24 protein-coding genes and 1 rRNA gene (1 of these 25 running past the window's edge) are annotated in these 23,420 nt (G+C 41.9%); 4 read left to right on the top strand and 21 right to left on the bottom strand.

The window, feature by feature from the left end; genetic code table 11:
- Together ACYH0O_RS07320 and ACYH0O_RS07315 are read right to left on the bottom strand one after the other, a co-directional pair.
- Positions 1-634 (bottom strand): 16S ribosomal RNA (locus ACYH0O_RS07320); it reaches 918 nt to the left of the window's first position.
- Between the two features lie 260 nt (positions 635-894).
- Positions 895-1,761 carry a nucleotidyltransferase-like protein gene (locus ACYH0O_RS07315; protein ID WP_149158295.1) on the bottom strand — a complete coding sequence of 289 codons (867 nt, stop codon included), beginning with the start codon at positions 1,759-1,761 and terminating at the stop codon, positions 895-897.
- A gap of 154 nt (positions 1,762-1,915) precedes the next feature.
- On the opposite strand from ACYH0O_RS07315, the gene ACYH0O_RS07310 reads away from it, so the two are divergent.
- Positions 1,916-2,263, top strand: coding sequence for a YgzB family protein (locus tag ACYH0O_RS07310; protein ID WP_148968126.1), 348 nt, complete (start codon positions 1,916-1,918; stop codon positions 2,261-2,263).
- A gap of 83 nt (positions 2,264-2,346) precedes the next feature.
- Here ACYH0O_RS07310 and perR read toward each other — a convergent pair whose 3' ends face one another.
- The 8 genes from perR to ACYH0O_RS07270 form a co-directional block, all read right to left on the bottom strand.
- Positions 2,347-2,787 carry a peroxide-responsive transcriptional repressor PerR gene (perR, locus tag ACYH0O_RS07305; RefSeq protein WP_395940706.1) on the bottom strand — a complete coding sequence of 147 codons (441 nt, stop codon included), beginning with the start codon at positions 2,785-2,787 and terminating at the stop codon, positions 2,347-2,349.
- 93 nt (positions 2,788-2,880) lie between these two features.
- Positions 2,881-3,429: a cob(I)yrinic acid a,c-diamide adenosyltransferase gene (locus tag ACYH0O_RS07300; protein WP_482631805.1), complete on the bottom strand. Its 549-nt coding sequence runs from the start codon at positions 3,427-3,429 to the stop codon at positions 2,881-2,883.
- Position 3,430: 1 nt separating this feature from the next.
- The gene (locus ACYH0O_RS07295; protein ID WP_482631804.1) at positions 3,431-4,381 is read right to left on the bottom strand and encodes a D-2-hydroxyacid dehydrogenase; all 951 of its coding nucleotides are present in this window, start codon (positions 4,379-4,381) and stop codon (positions 3,431-3,433) included.
- A gap of 226 nt (positions 4,382-4,607) precedes the next feature.
- Entirely contained in the window at positions 4,608-5,072 is a 465-nt protein-coding gene (bcp, locus tag ACYH0O_RS07290; protein ID WP_482631803.1) for a thioredoxin-dependent thiol peroxidase, read from the bottom strand.
- A gap of 71 nt (positions 5,073-5,143) precedes the next feature.
- Positions 5,144-5,548, bottom strand: coding sequence for an ion channel (locus ACYH0O_RS07285; RefSeq protein ID WP_148968122.1), 405 nt, complete (start codon positions 5,546-5,548; stop codon positions 5,144-5,146).
- A 62-nt stretch (positions 5,549-5,610) separates the two neighbouring features.
- A complete protein-coding gene (locus ACYH0O_RS07280) occupies positions 5,611-6,396 on the bottom strand; it encodes an ABC transporter permease (protein ID WP_482631802.1) in 786 nt (261 codons plus the stop codon).
- A gap of 3 nt (positions 6,397-6,399) precedes the next feature.
- Positions 6,400-7,191 carry an ABC transporter permease gene (locus ACYH0O_RS07275; protein ID WP_482631801.1) on the bottom strand — a complete coding sequence of 264 codons (792 nt, stop codon included), beginning with the start codon at positions 7,189-7,191 and terminating at the stop codon, positions 6,400-6,402.
- 49 nt (positions 7,192-7,240) lie between these two features.
- Positions 7,241-8,251: an ABC transporter ATP-binding protein gene (locus tag ACYH0O_RS07270; RefSeq protein WP_482631800.1), complete on the bottom strand. Its 1,011-nt coding sequence runs from the start codon at positions 8,249-8,251 to the stop codon at positions 7,241-7,243.
- Between the two features lie 198 nt (positions 8,252-8,449).
- Between ACYH0O_RS07270 and ACYH0O_RS07265 the strand changes: the two genes are divergently transcribed.
- Positions 8,450-9,736, top strand: a complete 1,287-nt coding sequence (locus ACYH0O_RS07265) for a glutamate-1-semialdehyde 2,1-aminomutase (RefSeq protein WP_482631799.1) — start codon at positions 8,450-8,452, stop codon at positions 9,734-9,736.
- 253 nt (positions 9,737-9,989) lie between these two features.
- Positions 9,990-11,072, top strand: coding sequence for an FUSC family protein (locus tag ACYH0O_RS07260; RefSeq protein ID WP_482631798.1), 1,083 nt, complete (start codon positions 9,990-9,992; stop codon positions 11,070-11,072).
- A gap of 56 nt (positions 11,073-11,128) precedes the next feature.
- Here ACYH0O_RS07260 and nikC read toward each other — a convergent pair whose 3' ends face one another.
- The 10 genes from nikC to fabL all read right to left on the bottom strand — a co-directional run bounded on the left by nikC (position 11,129) and on the right by fabL (position 21,562).
- Positions 11,129-12,025, bottom strand: coding sequence for a nickel transporter permease (gene nikC / locus ACYH0O_RS07255; protein WP_044339707.1), 897 nt, complete (start codon positions 12,023-12,025; stop codon positions 11,129-11,131).
- A gap of 28 nt (positions 12,026-12,053) precedes the next feature.
- Entirely contained in the window at positions 12,054-13,058 is a 1,005-nt protein-coding gene (locus tag ACYH0O_RS07250) for an ABC transporter permease (RefSeq protein ID WP_149157438.1), read from the bottom strand.
- A 407-nt stretch (positions 13,059-13,465) separates the two neighbouring features.
- Entirely contained in the window at positions 13,466-15,055 is a 1,590-nt protein-coding gene (locus ACYH0O_RS07245; protein ID WP_482632518.1) for an ABC transporter substrate-binding protein, read from the bottom strand.
- Between the two features lie 74 nt (positions 15,056-15,129).
- Complete coding sequence (locus tag ACYH0O_RS07240; protein WP_482631797.1) at positions 15,130-16,095, bottom strand: ABC transporter ATP-binding protein; 966 nt, start codon at positions 16,093-16,095, stop codon at positions 15,130-15,132.
- Positions 16,070-17,086, bottom strand: a complete 1,017-nt coding sequence (locus ACYH0O_RS07235) for an ABC transporter ATP-binding protein (protein WP_149157440.1) — start codon at positions 17,084-17,086, stop codon at positions 16,070-16,072. Before ACYH0O_RS07235 ends, ACYH0O_RS07240 begins: the two co-directional genes overlap by 26 nt.
- Positions 17,087-17,403: 317 nt before the next feature.
- Positions 17,404-19,152 carry an ABC transporter ATP-binding protein gene (locus ACYH0O_RS07230; RefSeq protein ID WP_482631796.1) on the bottom strand — a complete coding sequence of 583 codons (1,749 nt, stop codon included), beginning with the start codon at positions 19,150-19,152 and terminating at the stop codon, positions 17,404-17,406.
- Positions 19,153-19,315: 163 nt separating this feature from the next.
- Positions 19,316-19,846, bottom strand: a complete 531-nt coding sequence (gene ntdP, locus ACYH0O_RS07225; protein ID WP_149157548.1) for a nucleoside tri-diphosphate phosphatase — start codon at positions 19,844-19,846, stop codon at positions 19,316-19,318.
- A gap of 166 nt (positions 19,847-20,012) precedes the next feature.
- Positions 20,013-20,276, bottom strand: coding sequence for a YgaB family protein (locus ACYH0O_RS07220; protein ID WP_482631795.1), 264 nt, complete (start codon positions 20,274-20,276; stop codon positions 20,013-20,015).
- A gap of 256 nt (positions 20,277-20,532) precedes the next feature.
- Positions 20,533-20,742 carry a gamma-type small acid-soluble spore protein gene (locus ACYH0O_RS07215; RefSeq protein WP_426891934.1) on the bottom strand — a complete coding sequence of 70 codons (210 nt, stop codon included), beginning with the start codon at positions 20,740-20,742 and terminating at the stop codon, positions 20,533-20,535.
- A 76-nt stretch (positions 20,743-20,818) separates the two neighbouring features.
- Positions 20,819-21,562, bottom strand: a complete 744-nt coding sequence (fabL, locus tag ACYH0O_RS07210; protein WP_149157443.1) for an enoyl-[acyl-carrier-protein] reductase FabL — start codon at positions 21,560-21,562, stop codon at positions 20,819-20,821.
- Between the two features lie 103 nt (positions 21,563-21,665).
- Here fabL and ACYH0O_RS07205 point away from each other — a divergent pair, with 103 nt between their 5' ends.
- The gene (locus ACYH0O_RS07205; protein ID WP_148968111.1) at positions 21,666-21,890 is read left to right on the top strand and encodes a hypothetical protein; all 225 of its coding nucleotides are present in this window, start codon (positions 21,666-21,668) and stop codon (positions 21,888-21,890) included.
- A 68-nt stretch (positions 21,891-21,958) separates the two neighbouring features.
- Here the strand turns inward: ACYH0O_RS07205 and ACYH0O_RS07200 are convergent.
- A protein-coding gene (locus tag ACYH0O_RS07200) for an IS3 family transposase (RefSeq protein WP_482631794.1) occupies positions 21,959-23,286 on the bottom strand; the annotation gives its coding sequence in 2 pieces (ribosomal slippage) (positions 21,959-22,897 and positions 22,900-23,286; 1,326 coding nt in all).
- Positions 23,287-23,420 lie beyond the last annotated feature (134 nt).

The raw sequence follows: 23,420 nt of genomic DNA, 5'->3' as shown, positions 1-23,420 counted from the left end.
ACGGTTGAGCCGTGGGCTTTCACATCAGACTTAAGAAACCACCTGCGCGCGCTTTACGCCCAATAATTCCGGACAACGCTTGCCACCTACGTATTACCGCGGCTGCTGGCACGTAGTTAGCCGTGGCTTTCTGGTTAGGTACCGTCAAGGTACCGCCCTATTCGAACGGTACTTGTTCTTCCCTAACAACAGAGTTTTACGATCCGAAAACCTTCATCACTCACGCGGCGTTGCTCCGTCAGACTTTCGTCCATTGCGGAAGATTCCCTACTGCTGCCTCCCGTAGGAGTCTGGGCCGTGTCTCAGTCCCAGTGTGGCCGATCACCCTCTCAGGTCGGCTACGCATCGTCGCCTTGGTGAGCCGTTACCTCACCAACTAGCTAATGCGCCGCGGGTCCATCTGTAAGTGATAGCTAAAAGCCACCTTTCAACATTTCCTCATGCGAGGAAATGAGTTATCCGGTATTAGCCCCGGTTTCCCGGAGTTATCCCAGTCTTACAGGCAGGTTACCCACGTGTTACTCACCCGTCCGCCGCTGATATCAGGGAGCAAGCTCCCATCAATCCGCTCGACTTGCATGTATTAGGCACGCCGCCAGCGTTTGTCCTGAGCCAGGATCAAACTCTCCGATAAAAGTTTGAATAGCTCTTTAAAAATAAATCTAGAATTAACGTTGACGTATTGTCTTGTTTTGTTCAGTTTTCAAGGTTCAATGTGCAATCACTTCGTTTAAGCGACTTTTTTATCTTACCAAGTTATAGAGTTGATGTCAACAACTTTTTAAGATTTTTCAAGTCGCCACTGACCGCTCGTTGTCGTCGTTCAGCAGCGACATTTACTAATATAACAAGGTTTCATATTGAAGTCAACGAATAATTAATATTTCACTATAATTATTTTACTGCTCGATAATAGCGGTGATAAATCCCCTGTCCCTTTGTGTCTACATTTACAATTTCAACGAATCCTTTATCTGTCAGATATTCAATGAGCATGCTTAAATCCACTGAATAATGTTTTGCCTCTGAATGATTGAGAAGATCCTGGAACGTCCAATGTTCTTTCTGATTCAGGATGCTTAATAGATGTTCCGTTGATACCTTCGTTCGTGAGTGAATGAGAAACTCACTTGCCAGAAACAGCAGTTCAAGTCGTTTATCGATCTCTTCGTCACTTGTTACGAGTTCTTCATACAACTTGTAGATTTCAGGCTCTATTTGTTTTACCTGGTTCCATACGGTTACCTCCGGATGAAATCCGTTTTCGATGACCGCAAGTCTGGCCAGATGGTGTAAGGAATGGACGATGTGGTTATAGGCATCTAAATAATGCTTACTTTCAAAGAATTCTTTACCGTCCATGTAACGGCGAATCAACTTGGCAAATTCCATCCCCATCTTTATCTTTCTGCCATAAAACGGGAAATCTCTTAACTCTGTTTTAAGGTTATGAATATATTCGTTGCGATCGAACAGTATCTTACCATTAAACAGCCAATCGATCACTTTGCGGTTGGAGCCGAGTAATATCCACTCATTCAACTTTGCTTCTGTTACGATATGTAAGGCTGCCTTCTGTTCTTTATAAGAATAGTGTTTAATGAATATTGGCTCTTCAGCTTCTTTCACCACTAGAAAAAGGACAATATCAAAAGTATCCGTCAACGGACTGGATTTCTTGTTTTGTTCTATTAAAAGTGCTCCTAAAGTATTGGGGTGACTTGTACGCTCTTGGTATAACGGTCGTAAAATGTCTTCCATTTCATACTCCTCCACATCACTCATTGGTTGGTTACTATTTCGACATTCAAAGGCGATTTCCTTCTCTGAATATAGTCATTTTTCGACAAAACAGTTTCGTATCCCTCTTCTTACAACAATTATGGTATAGTATTTTTTTAGGAGGGACAAACAAATGGCTAAGTATTCGAGTAAAATTAATAAAATCCGTACGTTTGCCTTAAGTTTGGTTTTCATCGGATTTATCATTATGTACGTAGGTATATATTTTAGAGAACATCCATGGGTTATGACAACATTCATGCTACTGGGTTTTCTGGCAATCATCGGAAGCACGGTTGTCTATTTCTGGATCGGGATGCTATCCACTAAGGCTGTTCAAGTCACATGTCCTAATTGCGGGAAGGTCACAAAAGTCCTTGGACGAGTAGATATGTGTATGTATTGTAATGAACCATTAACTCTTGATCCGAACTTGGAAGGCGAAGAGTTTGATGAGGACTATAATAAAAAGAAAAGATAACCCGAATGAGAAAAGACCTTCTACTGAAGGTCTTTTTTTAGCATCAAAAAAAGAATGGCCCTGATCTTAGGGACCATCCTTACTTAGTGGGTTTCCTTTGTAGAACAGTCAGAACATGTTCCGTAGATTTCCATTCGGTGGTTGTTCACCTTGAAACCCGTCACATGGGAAGCCAATTGCTCAACTTCATCCAATCCAGGATAATGGAAGTCAACGATTTTCCCACAACCATCACAGATGACGTGATAATGATCGGTTGTCACATAATCGAAGCGACTGGAAGCATCACCGTAGGTCAACTCTTTCACTAAGCCTACTTCACGGAAAACGCGTAAGTTATTGTAAACAGTAGCGACACTCATGTTCGGAAACTTTCCTTCGAGTGCTTTATATATGTCATCAGCAGTTGGATGAGCCATTGAATCAATGAGATACTCTAATATCGCATGACGTTGAGGAGTGATACGGACTCCCGTTTCCTTCAATGTCGAAATCGCTTCTTTTAATTGTCCTTCTTCAGACATCGTCATGCACCTCTTTTCATAAGAATTATTATTTTATAATCTTTATAAATAGTGTACTAATCATCGGTCCCTTTTGTCAATCTTTCTCCCTAGTTACTCATGTAAGTTTTTCTCTTGTTCCCCGAGTTGCTGGTTTATATAGCGGCCTGCAACGAATAGATAGTCAGAAAGTCTGTTCAGATAAGAAAGGACCAACGGATTAATATCTTCATCAATTCCAACCGCTTCTCTTTCGGCTCTTCTCACGATTGTTCTGGCTGTATGAAGTGCAGCTCCAGCAGGCTGACCTCCTGGAAGGATGAAATTGCTAAGGGGCGTCAGGGCACCATCCAGAAAGTCGATTTGCTCTTCCAGTTCTTTAATATGTGATTGTTCAAGCTTCCATTTCACTTCTTTCCCTACGGGAGTAGCCAGTTCCGCCCCAACATGAAAGAGAATGGTTTGCACCTTATGAAAGAACTCCTCAAACTTTTCTTTCCCATCAAAGTATTCAGCTTTAAGGTAGCTTAGACCTAAACCGATCATGGAATTCGCTTCATCGCATGTCCCGTATGCCTCAACCCGCTGATCTTTTTTTGACACTCTGGTTCCATATACCAATGACGTCGTTCCCTTATCTCCAGTTTTCGTATAAATTTTCATCCTAATATCCCCTCTCCGCATCGATCACGTTAATATAGTTTTCACTATTCTTACGATATGTAGTTAAATTCTTTTTAAATATTTCAAGTGCTCGTGGCATGTATTTTTTTGTGATGCTGGAAAGGTGAGGCGTCACCGTTATGCCCTCGTTCTGCCAGAACGGGTGATCCTTGGGCAATGGTTCCTTGTCAAATACATCAAGGTACATGTGTTGTATTAACTTCTTTTCATTTACTTCAAGGAGAACGGATTCCTCCACGAGATCCCCACGACCTATATTGATGAAAACAGCCGTGTCCTTCATTTGTTCAAAGTGCTCAACCTGCAGTAGATGCTTCGTTTTCTCAGTACTAGGCAGAACGGATAGAATGTAATCGGCATTTGCCAGCTCCTTTTGAAATGTCTTCAGGGTGAACATACTGTCAAAATGTTCTACTGGAGACCCGGAAGAGTTCACACCCGTCACTTTCATGTGAAACGCTCTAGCCAACCGTGCGATTTCTCCTCCAATGGCTCCTGCCCCCAGAATAAGGAGTGAGGCTTCATGAAGTTCTGAAGTTGGAAGTCTTCTGCTCCACACGCTATCCTCTTCCTGCTTCCATACTGCTTGAAGCTGTTTTGCATGCTGAAGTATCAATCCGATTGTAAACTCAGCCATAGGAATTCTATGAATTCCCCTTGCATTGGTCACCAGGATGCCTCTTTTTTTTATAGCTTTAAACGGCATCTTCTCAAGGCCTGCCGAGGTGACCATGATCCATTTGCATTTCTTACTCTTTTCAATGTGAAAGTCGGTCAAATCTTCCCCCATGGTGACAATTACTTCTGCTTCTGGAAGTTCATTCTCCGCTTCTTTGATTTTTTTATAAAAAAGAAACTCAACCTCATGGAAGCTATTTTTTAAATCTGAGACAAACTCTTCCTTTGGTTGAAATGTGAAGATAACTTTCATATAATCTGCCTCCCATCCCTATTGCCTATAATTTTACCATATTTGTACCGTATCACCCTATTTTCAGCATCCTTAAAAACATAAAAAAAGAGGATCGACCTGGTCGATCCTTTCACGGATGAGACTGACTTATTTGAGGAGGTTGCCCTACTCTTACTATATGTCTTTACCTCTCTTGTGAATGGACAAAAGCCTCAAGCTTCTTAAAATAGGCTAAAAAATAGGTTTAGGAAAGGTTCTCTTGAATGTATTGAAGAGCTTCCTCCACATGTCCCTTCACTTTCACCTTTCTCCATTCCTTGGACAGGTTTCCTTCTTTATCGATAATAAAGGTAGAACGTTCAATGCCCATATATTCTTTCCCGAAGTTCTTCTTCAGCTTCCACACGCCGTATTCCTCTGCCACCTTATGATCTTCATCCACAAGGAGGAGGAACGGAAGTCCATGCTTGTCTACAAACTTTTCATGCTTTCCAACAGGATCTGGACTCACCCCTAAGATAACGGCATCGAGATTCTCAAAGTTTTCATGCTGATCCCTGAAATCACATGCTTCTGTCGTACAACCTGGGGTCATGTCCTTTGGATAGAAATAAAGGACCACGTTTTTCCCCTGGTAATCTGAAAGCTTCACCTTTTCTCCATTACTTGCAAGTAATTCAAATTCCGGTGCTTTTTGACCCACTGTCATGTATGTTCCCCTCCATTGAATATTTTCTAACTTTAGCGTACCCAATAGGAGGAAAAAACTCAAACCATATGCTACTTGTTTTCGTAGTTTAAAAATGATTTCACGACAAAGGCGGCAGGTATGGTGTAGCCGAGCCATGACTCAATGAGGGCAATCCCTCTCCCGATACCAACAGGGGTTACATCCCCGTATCCTACCGAGAAAAGGGTGATACCACTGAAATACATCGTAGTGAAAAAATGATCTAGAAAGTTCCCGGTTAAGGGTTCCCCTCCTTCAACGAGAATCGGAATCCCTTCAAGCTCAAAGAGTGTGAACAGAAGACCGAATCCAATCATGATCGTGATATAGCTCATTCCTAGAAAGAGAAAATGATGAAGTGAAACATGATGCTCTTTCCACCTTGAAGGATAAAATAAGGCCCGTAAACTCATCACCATGCAGAACAGAATGAAAAATCCGATAATATAAAGCATGTACATACCCTCTTTTTTTCTGCTTGTCTTCCTATATGTACGCTTAATACTTGGAATTCATTCTAGTTACCAGCACCCCTGTATCGTTTCACTCCTTCATTCCATAACACGATCGAGAAGATGAAAAATCCGATGCCCACAAATGGAGTCAGAAACGAATATGGATACCATTCCGTTTTTTCCAGGAAAAAGGCAGATGGATAGACTCCAACAAACGCGAATGGAAGAATCCACGTTAACACGAAACGGATCACATTATTATAAATATCCACGGGGTATCTTCCATAGTTCCCGATATTGTACATCATCGGCATGATCGACGTTTTCGCATCCGACCAGAATCCGATACTTGCAATGGCGATGAAGATTCCTGCATACACAAGAGCTCCCCCAATTACAAAGAGGATAAAGAAAACGGGTTCGTACCAGTCAAAGGTAATATCCAGTCTTCCACCGGCGTAGAACATAACCGAGAGACCCGTTATCACTCCAAAAAGCGACTCCAGTTCCATTCGCTCCAAGATGATTTGAAACAAACTGTGTATGGGACGGGTCAGGATCCGGTCGAACTCACCCTTCACCACATATCGGTCGTTAAAGTCCCAAATGTTGAAGAACGAACTGAATAGTGCAAACGGGACCAGGAAGAAACCATATATGAAAATAATTTCGTCTCTTGTCCACCCGCTAAGAAGCTGAGTATGACCAAACACGACCAGGATAAATACGAGGTTAACTGCCTGAAACAGTAAATCAGAAAGAATCTCGACAACCAGGTCGGCCCTGTATTGCAGCCTGATCTTCATATATTGGGCGACATATTGAAAAAACATCTTCACATAAAACATCGGTCACCCTCCTTGAATAATCATTTGTTTTTTTGCCATAACCCAGAGTATCTTGATTGGTATGAGAAGAATCAGTGACCATACGCCCTGCATAAGAATCGCGTTGAATGATTCAGAAGTCGTAAAGCCATTGGTGAAAATCATGCTGGGAACATAACTTATACTCTGGAACGGTAAGTATCCCATCACATTTTGCGCCCAAAGTGGGAAGAAATGAATCGGCAGCAATAAGCCGGAAAACAAATCAATGACCACCCGTTTCGCCCGGATGAGACCATCATTATTAAATAAGAAAAAAGTCGTGATACCCGTCAGTAAATTGATTTGTGTATTGATAATGAAGCTAAACAGGATTGAAATCGCAAATAAGCCCAATGTATCAAACCCTGTACCGAATTGCAGCGGGAAGATGAGGCTGACAATAATCATTCCCGGGAACGAGAAAAACAACAGTCTGAAGACTCCCTCTCCGAGTCCCTGCATCGTCTTCATCCCCAGATAGTTATATGGTCTGATAAATTCAACCGCCACTTTCCCCTCCTTGATTTCCTGAGCGATTTCACGGTCGATATTATTAAAGTAAAAGGCCCTCGCCATCCATGAAACGGCCACATAGGTCGTCATTTGAATGATCGATAATCCTTCAATATCACTTTTCCCTCCGTAGATGGCCTGCCATAAGAAATAGTAAGCTCCAATATTGATACTGTATATTAATATTCCACTATAATAATTAGTTCGGTACGCCAGCATCATGAGAAAGCGGATGCGAATCATTTCTATATACTTAGCCATAGTACCCTCCCAGACCCTGGAGCTGAACCGATAGCTTCTAAACCCAAACTCATCTCGTCACAGCCCCCTTTTCATAGATGTTCCGTATGATTTCCTCAGTAGTCGTTTCTTCAATCTTCATGTCTTTCACTTTGAAACTTGCAACGATTTTCGTTATCAGTTGTGAGATGACTTCATCATCCGCTTCAATTAATGCTGAATAGCTCTGCTTTTTCTCATCAAAAGACCAGGAGATGTTTTGATTATTTGTAAGATCGGATAAAGCCGACAGAGACGTATCGTCCAGAAATTGAAACACGACTTCCTTTTGATCTCCCCAATTTTCCTTGAGTTGACTCAGAGCCCCGTCATAAATGATTTTTCCTTCATCCAACATCACGACCCGTTCACAAAGAGCTTCGATGTCGGTTAAATCATGGGTGGTTAGAAGAATCGTAGTATTGTACTTCTCGTTTATTTCTTTTAAAAATTGGCGGATTTTCAGTTTCACCAGAACATCCAATCCAATTGTAGGTTCATCCAAGAAGAGTAAAGGCGGATTATGGACAAGAGCCGCAGCCAATTCACATCTCATTCGCTGCCCCAGTGATAATTTACGGACCGGCTTGTCCAGTAGCGGCGCGATATCCAGCGTTCCAATCACATGATCCATATGAGCTTTATATTGTTGATCAGGGACTTTATACACTTTCTTTAAGAGCTGGAAGGATTCCTGGACCGCAATATCCCACCAGAGCTGGGAACGCTGTCCAAACACGACCCCGATCGTCTGAACGAATTTTTCCCGATCACGATGAGGATTCATTCCATTGACGTTCAACTCTCCCCCGGTCGGTGTCAAGATCCCCGTCAGCATCTTGATGGTAGTGGATTTTCCGGCTCCATTTTCACCGATGTATCCGACCATCTCACCCTGCTTCACATTGAATGAGATATCGTTCACCGCAGGAACGATTTTATAATTACGCGTAAACAAATCCCTGAATGCTCCTTTTAACCCGGAACGACTGGAAAAAGCCTTGAATTCCTTACGCAGGTGATGTACTTCGATTGCATTCATATTGCGTCCTCCTAATTTCAAAAAAAGTATCTGTCCCTCTTTTACAAACAAAGAATAGTGTACCACAGAGATCTGTTTCCCTTAGAACAGTCTGCTTGAAAATTAGTGTGCCCATGATTCCCTATTTGCTAAAGTGGAATTGACCGTACTACAATAGAAGAGTAATAGACAGCTAAATACACACTATAGGAGGAAAACATGAAATATACTGAATCAGAAACTTTACATACAGAAGCTTTGGAACATATCGTAGGAGGAGTGAACAGCCCGTCACGCTCATATAAAGCAGTTGGCGGAGGCTCCCCGGTTGCAATGGAAAGGGGTCAAGGGGCATATTTCTGGGATGTAGACGGAAATAAATACATCGATTATCTGGCAGCATACGGACCTATCATCACCGGTCACGCTCACCCACATATTACAGAAGCGATCAAAACAGCGGCGGAAAACGGAGTCCTTTACGGAACCCCTACCCGTCATGAAGTGAAGTTTGCCAAAATGATCAAAGAAGCGATGCCTTATATGGACAAGGTTCGATTTGTAAACTCCGGGACTGAAGCGGTTATGACAACGATCCGTGTTGCAAGAGCATACACTGGGAAAGACAAAGTCATTAAATTCGCAGGCTGCTATCACGGTCACTCAGATCTGGTACTTGTTGCAGCTGGATCTGGACCATCCACTTTAGGAACCCCTGATTCAGCCGGTGTTCCCAAGAGTATCGCACAGGAAGTCATAACGGTTCCATTCAACGACATCGAACCATTTAAAGCAGCAATGGAAAAATGGGGAGATCAAATTGCAGCAGTCCTCGTGGAACCCATCGTAGGGAACTTCGGAATTGTAGAACCAAAAGAAGGCTTTCTTGAGCAAGTGAATGACATTGCTCATAATGCCAGTTCCCTTGTCATTTATGATGAAGTCATCACGGCATTCCGATTCATGTACGGAGGAGCTCAGGATATGTTAAAGGTAAAGCCTGACTTAACGGCACTAGGGAAAATCATCGGTGGCGGTCTTCCAATCGGAGCTTACGGCGGAAAGAAAGAAATCATGGAACAGGTCGCCCCGTTAGGTCCTGCCTATCAAGCAGGTACAATGGCAGGAAATCCAGCTTCCATCCTTTCAGGAATTGCCTGCCTTGAAGTATTAAAAGAAGAAGGCGTGTATGAGAAACTTGATAAACTCGGTGAAATGCTTGAAAAAGGGATCCTCACTGCAGCTGAAAAACATAACACACCGATCTCCATAAACAGATTAAAAGGAGCTCTCACACTTTACTTTACTACAGAAAAAGTGGAGAACTATGAGCAAGCGGAAGCAACAGATGGGGAAATGTTTGCCAGGTTCTTTAAGCTGATGCTGAATCAGGGAATCAATCTTGCTCCTTCTAAATATGAGGCATGGTTCCTTACAACTGCTCATACTGAACAGGATATACAGGAAACGATCGAAGCTGTCGATCGTGCATTTGCACAATTATAATAACAGAACCTAAAGACTGCTCCACCTGCGTGGGTGCAGTCTTTATATTTTTTTGTAGAATAACTCTTCCCTTCCTGGCATATCTATTCATTTGGTTGAAGAATTCCGTTGCCCAGATTTGTTTATTCCCTTCCTCCAAAAGGTACATATTTTGTAGAAACATATTTAAATTTCCCTATTGATATTGCTTGTAAGTACATGTATAGTACAGTATTGTTTATAAATACGTTACACAAGAAAGGATCTTAATTCCATGAAACTTGGTGCTCGCATCCTTAAAACGGGAATTGCGATTGTATTAGCTTTACTTGTATCTCAACTATTGAACATACCGTCTCCAGTGTTTGCTGGAATCGCGGCAGTGTTTGCCGTTCAGCCCACCATTTATCGCTCTTATCTATCGATTATCGAACAGATTCAAGCGAACCTGATAGGTGCTGGGATTGCCGTTATTTTTGTTCTCTTATTCGGCAGTAATCCTCTTATTGTAGGTCTCGCTGCAGTCATAGCCATTGCCATCATTCTTAAATTAAAGCTGCAAAACACGATCGGCCTGGCCCTTGTAACGCTGATCGCGATTATGGAAGTGACGGATCAGGATTTTATTCAATTTGCATTTATCCGTTTCTCAACCATTATGATCGGTGTATTTTCATCTTTCATTATTAACTTGATCTTCCTGCCGCCAAAATACGAAACGAAGCTTTACCATAAAATATCTGATTCAACAGAAGAAATCTTAAAGTGGATTCGATTAAGTTCAAGACACGCAACAGAGTTCCATCTCTTGAAGAAAGATTTGGAGCGCATTAAAGAAAAGCTTATAAAGGTCGATCAATTGTATCTTCTCTATAAAGAAGAACGGGATTATTTCAAGAAAAATTCGATTGTCAAAAGTCGTAAGCTTGTGATTTTCCGTCAGATGATTTCATCAACGAATCGAAGTTTTGACATCTTGAAGCGGTTGAACCGGTATGAAAATGAAATTTTTCAGTTGCCGGATGAATTACGTGGAGTGATCAAGGGACAGCTTGATTGTCTCCTTACTTACCACGAACAGCTCCTATTGAAGTTCCTGGGTAAGATGCATCCGCATACTGAGTCAGAAGCTCAGCAGGATGTGTGCATGCATCGAAAAGAACTGATGAATATTATGATCCAGGAAGTAAAACAGCATAGTAAAGATGATAATATTCATAATTTCCATCTGCTTCATATTTTCTCGGCTATATTTGAATACGATGAGCATTTAGAGCACTTAGAAAAACTTATTACAAGCTTCCAATCGTATCATAAAGAAGAAAATGAAGTGATGATCGGGGAAGAAGAAGAATAAATTGATAAAAAACGGAGCAAAGGATGTGATAATCTTTGCTCCGTTTTTTGTTCTATTTAGTTTTTCATTTTAGGATCAAGGGCATCTCGAAGTCCGTCCCCCATCAAGTTGAATCCCAGTACCGTCAGCATGATGGCAAGTCCCGGGAAGATCATTGTCCACGGAGCTTGCAGCATGAACGTACGTGCATCAGCCAGCATTTTCCCCCATTCGGGTTGCGGGGCTTGTGCTCCTAAACCAAGGAAGCCAAGTGCCGCGGCTTCGATTATTGCAGTCGCAATGGCAAGAGTTCCTTGTACAATGATCGGCGCCATACTGTTAGGAAGGATATGACTCAATAGAATACGGCTATCTTTCATCCCAATGGCTTTCGCAGCCATCACATACTCTTCCTGCTTTACACTCAACACCCGTGACCGAATGAGTCGCCCAAAGTTAGGTATATTGATAATCGCAATGGCAATTAAAGCATTTCTCAGGGATGGCCCAAGAGCAGCTACAACAGCTATCGCTAACAGGATACTTGGAAATGCAAGCATGATATCAAAGATTCGTGAGATAATCGTATCCACCCATCTTCCATAATAACCTGCCACGATTCCCAGCAGACTTCCTACTACTGCGGAACCGATTACTGCAAAGAAGCCTACCCATAATGAAATTCGTGCCCCATAAATAATTCTGGACAATATATCCCGTCCAAAGTCATCTGTCCCGAGCCAATGTTCAGAAGATGGAGCCTGCAGTCTTTTCGATAAATCTTGTTCATTGATGCCTTGTGGGGCGATGACTGGTGCAGCAATGGCTAAGACGACAAAGAAAAGCACGATGAAAAATCCGACTAAAGCGATTTTGTTTTTTCGAAAGCTTTTCCACGCTTCCTTCCAGGGAGAAACCGTTTCCTCCTGCAGGGAAGGATGAAGCTCCTTTTGCGGTTCTGCTAATTCTGCCATGAGAGTTCACCTCTTTCTTCTATTGATGTTAGTTGTATTTAATGCGCGGATCGACAGCAGCATATAGTAAATCGACGATTAAGTTGATTGTGACAAAGATCGTTGCCACTACGAGAATGCCTGACTGTACAACAGGATAATCACGGAAGCCGATCGCTTCATAAATATAGCGACCAATTCCAGGCCATCCAAAGATCGTCTCTGTCAATATCGCTCCACCTAATAAGAGCCCCATCTGCAGACCGATTACCGTCAATACTGGAATGATGGCATTTTTAAGAGAATGCTTGTACACAACCCAGAACATTTTCAGACCTTTGGCACGAGCAGTTCGAATGTAATCCGAACGCATGACCTCAAGCATACTTGAACGGGTCATTCGGGCAATGATCGCCATAGGAATCGTGGCAAGTGCAATCCCCGGAAGGATCAGATGCCTCAGCACTTCACCTAATTGATCGAAACGTCCTTGTATGATGGTGTCTATAATATAGAGATTCGTAATGGCATCGATCGGATTACGAATGTTTTCCCTTCCTGTGGTTGGAAGCCAGTCAAGTTGAATACCAAAGATCCACTGTTCCATCAAACCAAGCCAGAAGATCGGCATAGACACACCGACCAAAGCCAGTATCATGGCCGTATAATCAAACCATGAGTTCTGGAACCATGCACTGATGATCCCCGCATTCACCCCAATGACCACGGCAATGATGATCGCTACAATCGCCAATTCCGCTGTCGCAGCCAAGTATGGCCATATTTCACTTGAAACTTCTGTTTTTGTACGAATAGAGCTGCCTAAATCACCTGTTAAAAGGCCTTTTAGATACTCAAAATATTGAACATACCAAGCATTATCAAGACCTAACTGTGTTCTTAGCTGTTCAATGGCTTCTTTTGAAGCCTGTTGACCCAGGATCACTTGGGCAGGATCACCAGGTATCGCCCGAATAATAAAGAAGACAATAAAGGTCATTCCTAATAATACGGGTACTAATTGAAGTAATCTTCGTATGGTGTATTGAAACATTTTGTTCACCTCTCTGAAAGGAGATTCTAGTATTCTTGGAAGCTTGCATAAATCGTTTCATATTACATGCTTGTCGGGGCTGACCAAGCCGCCTCCGCTTTTCTTTTGTCCAGCTACGGCGGCTAAAGGCTCGAGGTCATTTCTGAGCGATCAGCTGAAGGCAAAGAACGCCTTCTTCTGATCGCTCAGAAATGCTTGTCGCCTCTGACCAAGCCGCCTCCGCTTTTCTTTTGTCCAGCTACGGCGGCTAGCCCCTCGAGGTCATAAGTCAATCTTGCCCCAAAGGCAAAAAGCGCCTTTCGTGCAAGCTCGCCTTATGCTTGTCGGGGCTGACCAAGCCGCCTCCGCTTTTCTATGTACAAAGGGGAGACTCAAAGTCATCTCCCCTAGGTTGAATCTTATTAGGACTATTCCATGTCTACTGCACCTAAGAAGTCAGATCCGGTTGGATGCGGTTTGAAATTCTTCACAGCCGCACTACCAGCTAATAATGGTGTAGAGTGAGCCAGAGGTACCCAAGGAGCATCCTCATGGATGATTTCCTGAGCCTGTTTGTACATCTCTTCACGTTTTGATTGATCTGTTTCAGATTGAGCTGCAATTAATAATTCATGAAGCTCATCATTGCTGTAGTAAGTGTAGTTATTGCTTCCGATATTGTCTTTATCAAGTAATACATATAGGAAGTTATCTGCATCACCGTTGTCACCAGTCCATCCAAGTAAGAACGCATCCGCTTCACCGTTACGGGCTTTTTCTAAGTATGTCGCCCACTCGTAAGATACGATTTTCGCTTTTACTCCTACTTCTTGAAGATCCGCCTGTATCGCTTCAGCTACTTTTTGTCCATCCGGCATGTATGGACGTGGAACAGGCATTGCCCATAATTCCATTTCAAATCCATCTTCGAGTCCTGCTTCAGCAAGGAGTTCTTTTGCTTTTTCAGGATTGTATTCGTATCCTTCAAGCGCCTCATTGTAACCGCCAATAACTGGAGGCATTGGGTTTTTCGCTACTTCTGCTCTTCCTTCGAAGAATGCGTCAATGATTTCCTGCTTGTTGATTGCATAGTTAATTGCTTGACGTACTTTTGGATTATCAAAAGGTTTACGAGTCGATGTTAACCCTAAGTATCCAACATTCATAGAAGGACGTTCGAACAATTGTAATTGGTCGTTACCTTCAACTTGAGCTGCATCACTTGGATTAACACCATCAGCTAGATCGATTTCTCCAGAAACAAGCGCATTTAGACGGGCAGAGTTTTCCGGAATTGACTTAAAGACAACCTGGTCCAGCTTAGGCAGTCCTTCTTTCCAATAGTTCTCATTTTTCACTAGGACGATTTTGTCATTACGCTTCCACTCCTGGAATTTGAATGGGCCAGTACCAGCATCAGTCGGTGCTTCACCCAATTTGTCTCCAAGCTCATCAAGTGCTGTAGGACTTACAATCGCAAACGGACTCATCGCAATGTTCTTTAGGAACGGAGCCTGAGGGCGCTTAAGAACAAACTCAACTGTATTCTCATCAACCGCTTTTACTTCATTGATAACGTGACCTTCATCACCTTTAAATCCACCAAACATAGATTTATAGTAGTAGAATGCTTCTTCATTACCATTCATCCAACGCTCGAAGTTCTTCACTACTGCGTCAGCATTGAAATCTGTACCATCTTGGAATTTAACACCTTCACGAAGTGTGAACGTATACGTTAACCCGTCTTCAGATACCTTCCACTCTTCAGCTAATCCTGGATTTGGTTCTGTATCCTGCTCACCAAATTCAACTAAAGTTTCGAAGATATTCTTTGTTACTTTAAATGATTCTCCATCTGTAACCGCAGCAGGATCAAGTGCTACTGAGTCCCCCCCGCGACCAAAGATCAATACTTTTGGATCGCTGCTATCTTTACTGTCGCTGCCTTCGCCTGAAGAGCTTTCATTTCCTCCACATCCGTAAAGAACAGATGATACGAGTAGGATGAGCAGCATTAAAATTGACCAGCTTTTTTTTCTCAACTAAATCCCCTCCTGAATAATGTTTATATACTTATGAGACTTGTCTTCTAGTAAAGATGACAAGCTACATAATGCCCTGGTTGGTGTTCCTTGAATTCCGGCACTTTCTTTTTACAGATCTCCGTTGCATGTGGACATCTGGTGTGAAATGTACACCCACTTGGCGGGTTGGACGGACTCGGAATGTCCCCCTGCAAGAGAATCGTTTCCCTTTTGAAATCAGGATCCGGTACCGGTACCGCTGATAGAAGTGCCTGGGTGTATGGATGAAGCGGTTTTTCATAAAGTGTTTCACTATTACTCAGTTCTACCATTTTTCCAAGGTACATCACGCCTACCCGGTCACTTATATGTCTAACTACACCTAAATCATGCGCAATGAAGATATAGGTGAGTCCGAACTCTTTTTGCAAATCCTGCATCAGGTTCAGCACCTGTGACTGAATGGATACGTCAAGAGCTGAAACAGGTTCATCGGCTATTATGAGCTTTGGTTTCGTCATCAAGGCCCTCGCGATACCGATCCGCTGCCTTTGTCCACCACTGAATTGATGTGGATAACGTTTCGCATGATAGCTGCTTAACCCGACAATATTGAGTAGTTCATGAACCCTCTTCTTTCTTTCCTTTGCTGAACCCATTCCATGAACCTTTAATGGTTCTTCGAGAATTTGTTCAACAGTATGCCTTGGATTCAAGGAAGCAAATGGATCCTGAAAGACCATTTGCATCTCCCGGCGAATCTTCCTCATTTCTGAGTTTGATAGACTTGTAAGTTCTCGTTCTTCGAATGTCACTTTCCCTTCGGATGGATCAATGAGTCTCATAAGCATCCTGCCAGTTGTCGACTTGCCACAACCGCTTTCTCCTACGATTCCCAGTGTCTCTCCTTTATTCACGGTAAAAGATACCCCGTCTACTGCTTTTACCGAACTGACAGGTCGTCCGAGAATTCCTCCTGTAATCGGAAAGTGTTTCTTAAGATTCTCAACCTTTAGCAACGGTTCCATCATAAACTCCCTCCCCCACTTCATCGAACAGGAAGCATCGTGTGCAATGTCCTTGTGATGTTTCATATAATTCTGGTGTTTCAACTAAACAGCGATCGAAGGCATATTCACAGCGTGCTGCAAATCGGCATCCTGTCTTAATGGAACCCGGTTTCGGAACATTCCCCTGAATCGAGTGTAGTCGCTGCTGCTTGATTCTCATATCCGGTACGGATTGAATCAGGCCTTTCGTGTAAGGATGCTGAGGGTTTTTAAAGATTTCTTCTACTTTCCCCTCTTCCACCACTTTACCTGAGTACATAACGACCACTCGTTCACATGTTTCAGCTACAACTCCTAAATCATGAGTAATCAAGAGGACCGCTGTATTCAATTCTTTATTTAATCGTTTCATCAATTTTAAAATTTGGGCCTGAATCGTCACGTCAAGAGCGGTTGTCGGCTCGTCTGCTATCAACACACGTGGATCACAAACCATTGCCATGGCGATCATGACCCTTTGTCTCATACCGCCTGAAAGCTGATGGGGGTATTCCTTGATAAGCTCTTCAGATCTCGGTAAACCGACCATCTTCATAATTTCAACCGCTTTATCTCTTGCTTGTTTCTTTCCAACCTTAGTATGTATTCGTATTGCTTCGGTTAATTGGTCACCTATAGTAAAAACAGGGTTTAAAGATGTCATTGGCTCTTGGAAGATCATTGCTATATCATTGCCCCGGATATCTCTCATTCGCTTTTCAGATGCTTTTGTCAGATCTTCATCTTTATACAGAATCTTTCCACCTACTATTTTCCCCGGTGGTTTCGGTACCAGGCCCATGATGGATAGGGATGTAACACTTTTACCACATCCACTTTCCCCAACGATCCCGAGTACCTCTCCTTCATTCACATGAAAGCTAACTCCATCGACTGCAGGAACTTCTCCGTCATCAGTAAAAAAGGAGGTCCTCAAATCTTCCACTTTTAGTAAAGGACGCGCTTCGCTCATTCAAATCCTCCTCTTGAAACTATCTCTCTTTTCTTAATAGTGCTTATTTTCTAAATTTTATATGTTTCTTATTATACAAGATGTTACAAATGTTGCAATCTATTTTCAGAATTTTTCTACATAATTTGTTTATGCTCTTTCATTCCTAATTCAATTCAATATATGTCCAATTATCCTTTTCATTCCTTCCAGATAAAGTTATTTAGTCCTACTTCTTTCACCTAACACCTGAAATAAGTTTGATATTTTTTTTAGAAAAACAAAAAAAAGTCATGACTTTTATCACATATATCGTGATAAGTCATGACTTTTTTGGTTTATTGATCGAGCTGCTGTACTTGAAAGAGTTTATAGTAATGACCCTGTTTTGACATCAGCTCTTCATGTGTACCCATTTCGACAACTTCTCCGTGCTCCATATGAATGATTCTGTCAGCATGTGTGATCGTTGATAATCGATGAGCGACTATGAAGGTCGTTCGATCTTTTGCCAGGATTTCAAGAGATTCCTGGATAAGGTGTTCGCTTTCCAGATCAAGGGCTGACGTAGCTTCATCCAGTATGAGGATCGGTGGATTTTTAAGGAACACCCTGGCAATCGCGACACGTTGTTTCTGTCCTCCAGATAGCTTCACACCTCGTTCTCCTACTTTCGTGTCGTAGCCTTGAGGTAATTTCATGATGAAATCATGTGCATTTGCCGCCTTGGCAGCTTCTATTACTTCTTCATCCGTCGCATCAGGATTACCGAATTTAACATTCATCTTGACCGATTCACTAAAGAGAATATTGTCCTGAAGCACCATTCCGATATTGTCTCGCAATGACCTCACCTGAAATCTTCTGATGTCTGTTCCATCTAAAAGAATTTCACCATCTGTGACATCATAAAAACGGGGAATAAGACTGACGAAGGATGATTTCCCTCCACCGCTCATACCGACCAGAGCGACGGTTTCCCCCGTTTTAATATCAAGGTTGAGATTACGCAGTACCTCTTCCTCTTCAGATTCATAGCGAAAGGAAACATCTTTAAAATGAATATCTCCGCGTACATTTTTACAAGGAATCGCACCTGGTTCATCATCAATATCATACTTCTCATCCATGAACTCAAATACACGATCCATGGAAGCAATCGATTGAGTCAAGGTTGTAGAAGAATTCACCAGTCGTCTAAGCGGACCATAGAGACGATCGATATATGCAATAAAGGCAGCCATTGTCCCAATGGTCAGATCTCCATTAATAACTTGCAGTCCCGCATATCCAATGATGATTAACGGAGAAATATCCGTAATGGTATTCACAACCGCGAACGCTTTCGCATTCCAGCTTGTTTGCTTTAAGGCCTTCGTTAAGAAATTGCTATTTTGATCCTGAAACTGTTTTTGTTCATAATCTTCGACTGCAAAACTCTTGATGACAGCCATTCCTTGAACTCTTTCGTGCAAATGGCTTTGAACTTCTGCCAATGCCTGAGAACGGTCTCTCGTCAACCCTCTAAGTCTTCCAAAGAAATAACGGACAGAGAAAGCATAGAAAGGAAATGCAATAAGAGAAACAAGTGTTAACGAGACATCCATCGTAAACATGATGGACAGAGCAATGACAATGGTAGCAGCATCCAGCCATAGATTCATCAGACCGGTGATCACGAAATTCTTCGTTTGCTCAACGTCATTGATGACCCTGGAAATGACTTCCCCTGCTCTTGTATTTGAATAATACTTAAAGCTGAGTCGTTGAATATGTGAAAACAAATGATCCCTTAAGTCATACAAGATCTTGTTTCCCGTCCATTGAGCAAAGTATTGTCGATAATATTCTACAGGCGGTCTTACCAGTAAGAAAAGGCCAAGCATGATCCCCATGATCATCAGTAGTTGATTTGTCTTTTCTTTCGAGGATAAGCCCGAAGCCCCTACTATATCATCAATGACATATTTGATTAAAATCGGGATTAATAAGGGGATGGTAAATTTAATAATACCTATGATTAATGTACCAATAATTTGCCACCGATAAGGCTTTACAAATTGAAGGTAGCGTTTGATACTATCCAAGTGATTACTCCTTTCTAAGATGTGAGTATTTATTTTGCCCCAATAAAAAGGGATGACCCTGTATGGAACGCAGCAATGTTCCTCTTCAAGTCCTTTCAGGAAATGAAAAGGGTTGCTCCTTACTGGGTCAGCCCTTTAATACCTATAAAGTTTTCCAGCTGTGTTACCCCCTGTGGGTCAGATAACGCTCGTACCAAATGTCAATAAAGTCAGGAGCAAAAGGACCTTTTCTTTGTCGGATCCAGCGAACAAGCTTGTCGACATTTCGCTTCAGGATGTGATCGATTACATCCGGGTAACCGTACAACTTGCGATGAGCTTCATACTCATCCTCATCCAGCAATGTATATGTCATATCAGGAAACACTTTAATATCCAAGTCGTAATCGATATACTTGATCGCTTCATGATCATATACAAATGGTGAGCTTAAATTACAATAATAATAAATACCGTCCTCACGAATCATACAAATAATATTAAACCATAGCTCTGAATGAAAATAGCATATTGCCGGTTCACGGGTCATCCACGTTCTTCCGTCTGATTCCGTCACCATCGTTCGATCATTTCCACCGATTATCTGATTGCTTGTTCCTTTCAGAACCGTCGTCTCATTCCATATCCGGTGAATTTTTCCATCATGCTTAAAGCTATGTATTTGTACTGATTTTCCTTCAGTGGGAACCGCCATCGTATCCCCTTCTTTCATTTCAAAATTACCCTTATATATACTTATCTATTCTATCATTATAACGTTTCCACAGAAAATTTAAAACAAAAGGGCTATCCTTAAAGAAAAAATCCTTTAAGAATCGCCCGGTTCCTGTTCAAAAATGGGATTTATCATTAATATCTTTTTATGTTGTAACGCTGTTTTGTTCCTTTTGATAGGAGCGAATCACTTCATCGGTTTGTTTTTGAAACATTTTTTGAATCTCTTTAAGTTCCTTCTTTTTTGAAGCAATCTCTCTCTTAATAGATTCAACCTTCGTCATCTCTTGAAGCTGGAGCAGCTCCTCTTCAAGCTCTTGACAACGTTCGATCTCAGACTGAAGATATAACAACTTATCCATCGTCTCCAACTGCTCTGTTACTAACTCATTAAACCGTTGCTGAATCACTTCCACCACTCCTCTAAACAAGCTCTCCTAAACATTCTCCCTTCTCCCCCCAAACCCTTTGACAACTTCTGTCACAATCCCACCAGTTTTGTCGAGGTGGAGGGGCGGATCTCAATAGGAAATAGTTATGTTGATTAGATTGATGGAAGATCAATCCCTTATTGATTGAAGAATTGAAAGGTCCGTCCCTCAAAATGATGCCCAAAACGAAAAAGCACCCAACCTAGTGGGTGCTTTTTCAATCAAGATAATTCAATTATTGTTGTTGTTGACCATATTTACCAGAAGCTTTCGCTTTGTTAGCTTCTGCTTGTTGGTTTTGTTGCTTCACGTGTTGTGCTGCTGTTGTTTCTGAAGCGAACTCAGTACCGAATTGTTGTTGCTGAGTTGCACCAGCTTGTGCGTTTTGTTGTTTTACGTGTTGAACGTTAGTTCCAGCTTGAGTTTTGTTTGGTTGTTTTGCCATTGTAATCACCTCCACGCTTATTAAGATAACCAAGCGTGGATTTCACTATCCCAAATTTTTCAGGAAAAACATTCCACTAAACGAGTAGTGAGCGGCCGCCATCGACGATGATGGTTTGACCTCTGATCATGGAAGAATCGTCTGAAACGAGGAACATCACTGACTTCACAAGATCATCAATTTCCACCATTCGTCCCGCAGGTGTTTTACTGCGGGCATCTTCGAGAAGCTCTTCACGATTAGGGAAATGCTTGAGTGCATCTGTATCAATCGCTCCACCGGAAACTGCATTTACGATTATGTCACGCGGTGCAAGCTCAACTGCAAGATAACGCGTTAATGCTTCAACTGCAGCTTTTGAAACTCCCACAGTTGTATAATTGTCTAAATAGCGGATGGATCCCAATGAGCTTATGCTTACGATGCGTCCGCCCTTATCCATTAACTTTGCGGCTTCTTGGGCACAGAATAGTAGTGCCTTACTGTTAATGTTCATCGTCCAATCCCAATGAGATTCTTCAAGTTCCATGACTGGACGAAGAACCCCGGATGCTGCGTTACTTACCAATACATCCAAACGGCCGAACTCATCTTTGATTTGTTCGAACATAGATTTGATTTTATCGACGTCTCCTACATTTGCCCGTACGACAAATGCTTTTCTTCCCAACTTTTCAACCTGTTCTGCCGTTTCAAGTGCACCTTTTTTACTCCGTGCATAATTGACGACGATATCGTAACCTTTTTCTGCTAGTTGAATCGCTATTTCCCGCCCAAGTCCGCGGCTGCTTCCTGTGACTAATGCTACTTTTTGACTCATGTTGATCATCCTTTCAATTTCATTTTCCATTTGGTGTAAAGCATAATCAGGCCTTGAACATGCACACTAATAAGAGCATGTCAGTTAAATGGAGGAATGAGTTATGTATGTAGGCAGAGATATGACTGAGCTTTCAATGATTCCTAAAAATGAATGGGAGAAAAGCGAGCTCGCTTTCTTTCATCATTCACTACAACAAATAGTACCCTATTTGAACGCAGAAGGACAATCGATTCATCGAGAAATTGTCGAAGAAATTGAAAACCGCGGCGGATTGAAGCGTGGCGAAGCCGATTATACTCACGGCACAAAGGTTAGTTACGATTAAGATGATAATATACAAAGAGCAACCAACCTGGACTGTAACCTATAATATGGACAGTTTATAAAAAGGGCCTATGCTGTTAGTAAATGACCTCGGTATTGAACCGGGGTCATTTTATTTAATCCCCATTGATACCTTTGATGGTTATAGCGTTGGATATAGGCATCTACTTTCTCTTTCAGTTCATTCAAATTCCTACATGCTTTGTGATTAACACGATCTTTAAAATGGCCAAAGAATGACTCCATTGGAGCGTTATCCCAACAGTTTCCCTTTCTCGACATGGATTGTTGAAGTCCAGCTTCCTTTACTTTCTGTTGAAAATAGGGATGAGTGTAATGAAAACCCTGATCTGAATGAATTAAGGACCTAGGGTGGAAACCATTTTGAGAGACCTTGAGCTTTTCTAAGGTACGATAAACCAAGTCCATTCCAAGCGACGTGGAAACATGGTGAGCTACAATTTCATTTGTTGTGCTATCTTTTACGCAAGAAAGATAAGCTTTTTGACCTTTACCATAATAAATATAGGTAATGTCTGTTAAGAAGACGAGGCCAGGCTTTTCCTGTTTGAATTCACGGTTGAGTAGGTTTGGACACGTCCGGTGCTCCTGGGTCGCTTTCATCATTCGCTTATAGGGATTTGCTCTTCTAATTTTCGTCACAAGGTGAAACTTTCTCATTAACCTTCTGATTTTTTTATGATTCATGATGATATCGTAATCATTCTCTAAAAACATTTTGATTTGAAGGGCGCCTACTTTTTCATCTTCCCGTTGAAAGATAGACCGAATTAATGTGACATCTTGTTCATCTTTCGCATTTTTCCATTCTCTTTTAGCCTTACACTTTAACCAGGCATAATAACCACTTCGGCTCACCCCGATAACGGTGCACAAATAGGAGACCACGTTCTTTAATCCATACTTGTTTATCACGTGCTCGATGAGCGTATAGACCTCTTGTGGAGCTATTTTTTCTTCTTCAACGCCTGCCTTTCGAGTTCTTCTAGCTTTTTTAAGAATTCATTCTCAGCCTCTAAGTAGTTGATCCGTGCTTCGGCTTTCTTAAGCTTTTCTTCAGTTGAAAGCTCTCGTTTTGTAGGTCGTCCTTGGCTTCCCTTGCCTCTTCGTTCCCCTTCTAATCCTGCTTTTCCATACTTCTCAAAGGTTTCACGCCACCTTTTTAACGAGCGTTTGGGTTGATCTTTGCCAATAATGGCGACATCAAATCCATGTTCCTCAAAAATTTGGCTAGGAAACTTTCCTTTCTGATATTCTTCGATAGCGATCTGTTTAAATGCAGGTTGATAGCTGATAGTACGGTCTGATACACGTAACACATTTGGGTTATTCTCAAGCTGCTTCATTTCCATTTCTGTGAATATACGATTACTCACTCGCTCACTCCGTTCATTGTCTTTGTTTCATTATAAACGGGTTTTATTTCTAGAAACAGAAAGAACCCGAATAACGGGGCACTTTTTTATAAGTGTCCATTATTCTGGTTACAGTTCAACCCGGCTGCTCTTTT

This window comes from Rossellomorea sp. H136, assembly GCF_056838065.1.
The sequence above is the reverse complement of the archived record's forward strand: the minus strand, read 5'-3'. Positions and strand labels throughout refer to the sequence as shown.

Excerpts from the sequence above, each read along its gene's own strand:
- ACYH0O_RS07240 (WP_482631797.1), bottom strand. The coding sequence starts at position 16,095 with ATGATGGAACCGTTGCTAAAGGTTGAGAATCTTAAGAAACACTTTCCG.
- ACYH0O_RS07270 (WP_482631800.1), bottom strand. The coding sequence starts at position 8,251 with ATGAATGCAATCGAAGTACATCACCTGCGTAAGGAATTCAAGGCTTTT.
- ACYH0O_RS07285 (WP_148968122.1), bottom strand. The coding sequence starts at position 5,548 with ATGCTTTATATTATCGGATTTTTCATTCTGTTCTGCATGGTGATGAGT.
- bcp (WP_482631803.1), bottom strand. The coding sequence starts at position 5,072 with ATGACAGTGGGTCAAAAAGCACCGGAATTTGAATTACTTGCAAGTAAT.
- ACYH0O_RS07245 (WP_482632518.1), bottom strand. The coding sequence starts at position 15,055 with ATGCTGCTCATCCTACTCGTATCATCTGTTCTTTACGGATGTGGAGGA.
- perR (WP_395940706.1), bottom strand. The coding sequence starts at position 2,787 with ATGTCTGAAGAAGGACAATTAAAAGAAGCGATTTCGACATTGAAGGAA.
- ACYH0O_RS07275 (WP_482631801.1), bottom strand. The coding sequence starts at position 7,191 with ATGGCTAAGTATATAGAAATGATTCGCATCCGCTTTCTCATGATGCTG.
- ACYH0O_RS07280 (WP_482631802.1), bottom strand. The coding sequence starts at position 6,396 with ATGTTTTATGTGAAGATGTTTTTTCAATATGTCGCCCAATATATGAAG.
- ACYH0O_RS07310 (WP_148968126.1), top strand. The coding sequence starts at position 1,916 with ATGGCTAAGTATTCGAGTAAAATTAATAAAATCCGTACGTTTGCCTTA.
- ACYH0O_RS07205 (WP_148968111.1), top strand. The coding sequence starts at position 21,666 with ATGTATGTAGGCAGAGATATGACTGAGCTTTCAATGATTCCTAAAAAT.
- ACYH0O_RS07295 (WP_482631804.1), bottom strand. The coding sequence starts at position 4,381 with ATGAAAGTTATCTTCACATTTCAACCAAAGGAAGAGTTTGTCTCAGAT.
- fabL (WP_149157443.1), bottom strand. The coding sequence starts at position 21,562 with ATGAGTCAAAAAGTAGCATTAGTCACAGGAAGCAGCCGCGGACTTGGG.
- ACYH0O_RS07215 (WP_426891934.1), bottom strand. The coding sequence starts at position 20,742 with ATGGCAAAACAACCAAACAAAACTCAAGCTGGAACTAACGTTCAACAC.
- ACYH0O_RS07265 (WP_482631799.1), top strand. The coding sequence starts at position 8,450 with ATGAAATATACTGAATCAGAAACTTTACATACAGAAGCTTTGGAACAT.
- ACYH0O_RS07300 (WP_482631805.1), bottom strand. The coding sequence starts at position 3,429 with ATGAAAATTTATACGAAAACTGGAGATAAGGGAACGACGTCATTGGTA.
- ACYH0O_RS07260 (WP_482631798.1), top strand. The coding sequence starts at position 9,990 with ATGAAACTTGGTGCTCGCATCCTTAAAACGGGAATTGCGATTGTATTA.
- nikC (WP_044339707.1), bottom strand. The coding sequence starts at position 12,025 with ATGGCAGAATTAGCAGAACCGCAAAAGGAGCTTCATCCTTCCCTGCAG.
- ACYH0O_RS07250 (WP_149157438.1), bottom strand. The coding sequence starts at position 13,058 with ATGTTTCAATACACCATACGAAGATTACTTCAATTAGTACCCGTATTA.
- ACYH0O_RS07315 (WP_149158295.1), bottom strand. The coding sequence starts at position 1,761 with ATGGAAGACATTTTACGACCGTTATACCAAGAGCGTACAAGTCACCCC.
- ACYH0O_RS07235 (WP_149157440.1), bottom strand. The coding sequence starts at position 17,086 with ATGAGCGAAGCGCGTCCTTTACTAAAAGTGGAAGATTTGAGGACCTCC.
- ntdP (WP_149157548.1), bottom strand. The coding sequence starts at position 19,846 with ATGGCGGTTCCCACTGAAGGAAAATCAGTACAAATACATAGCTTTAAG.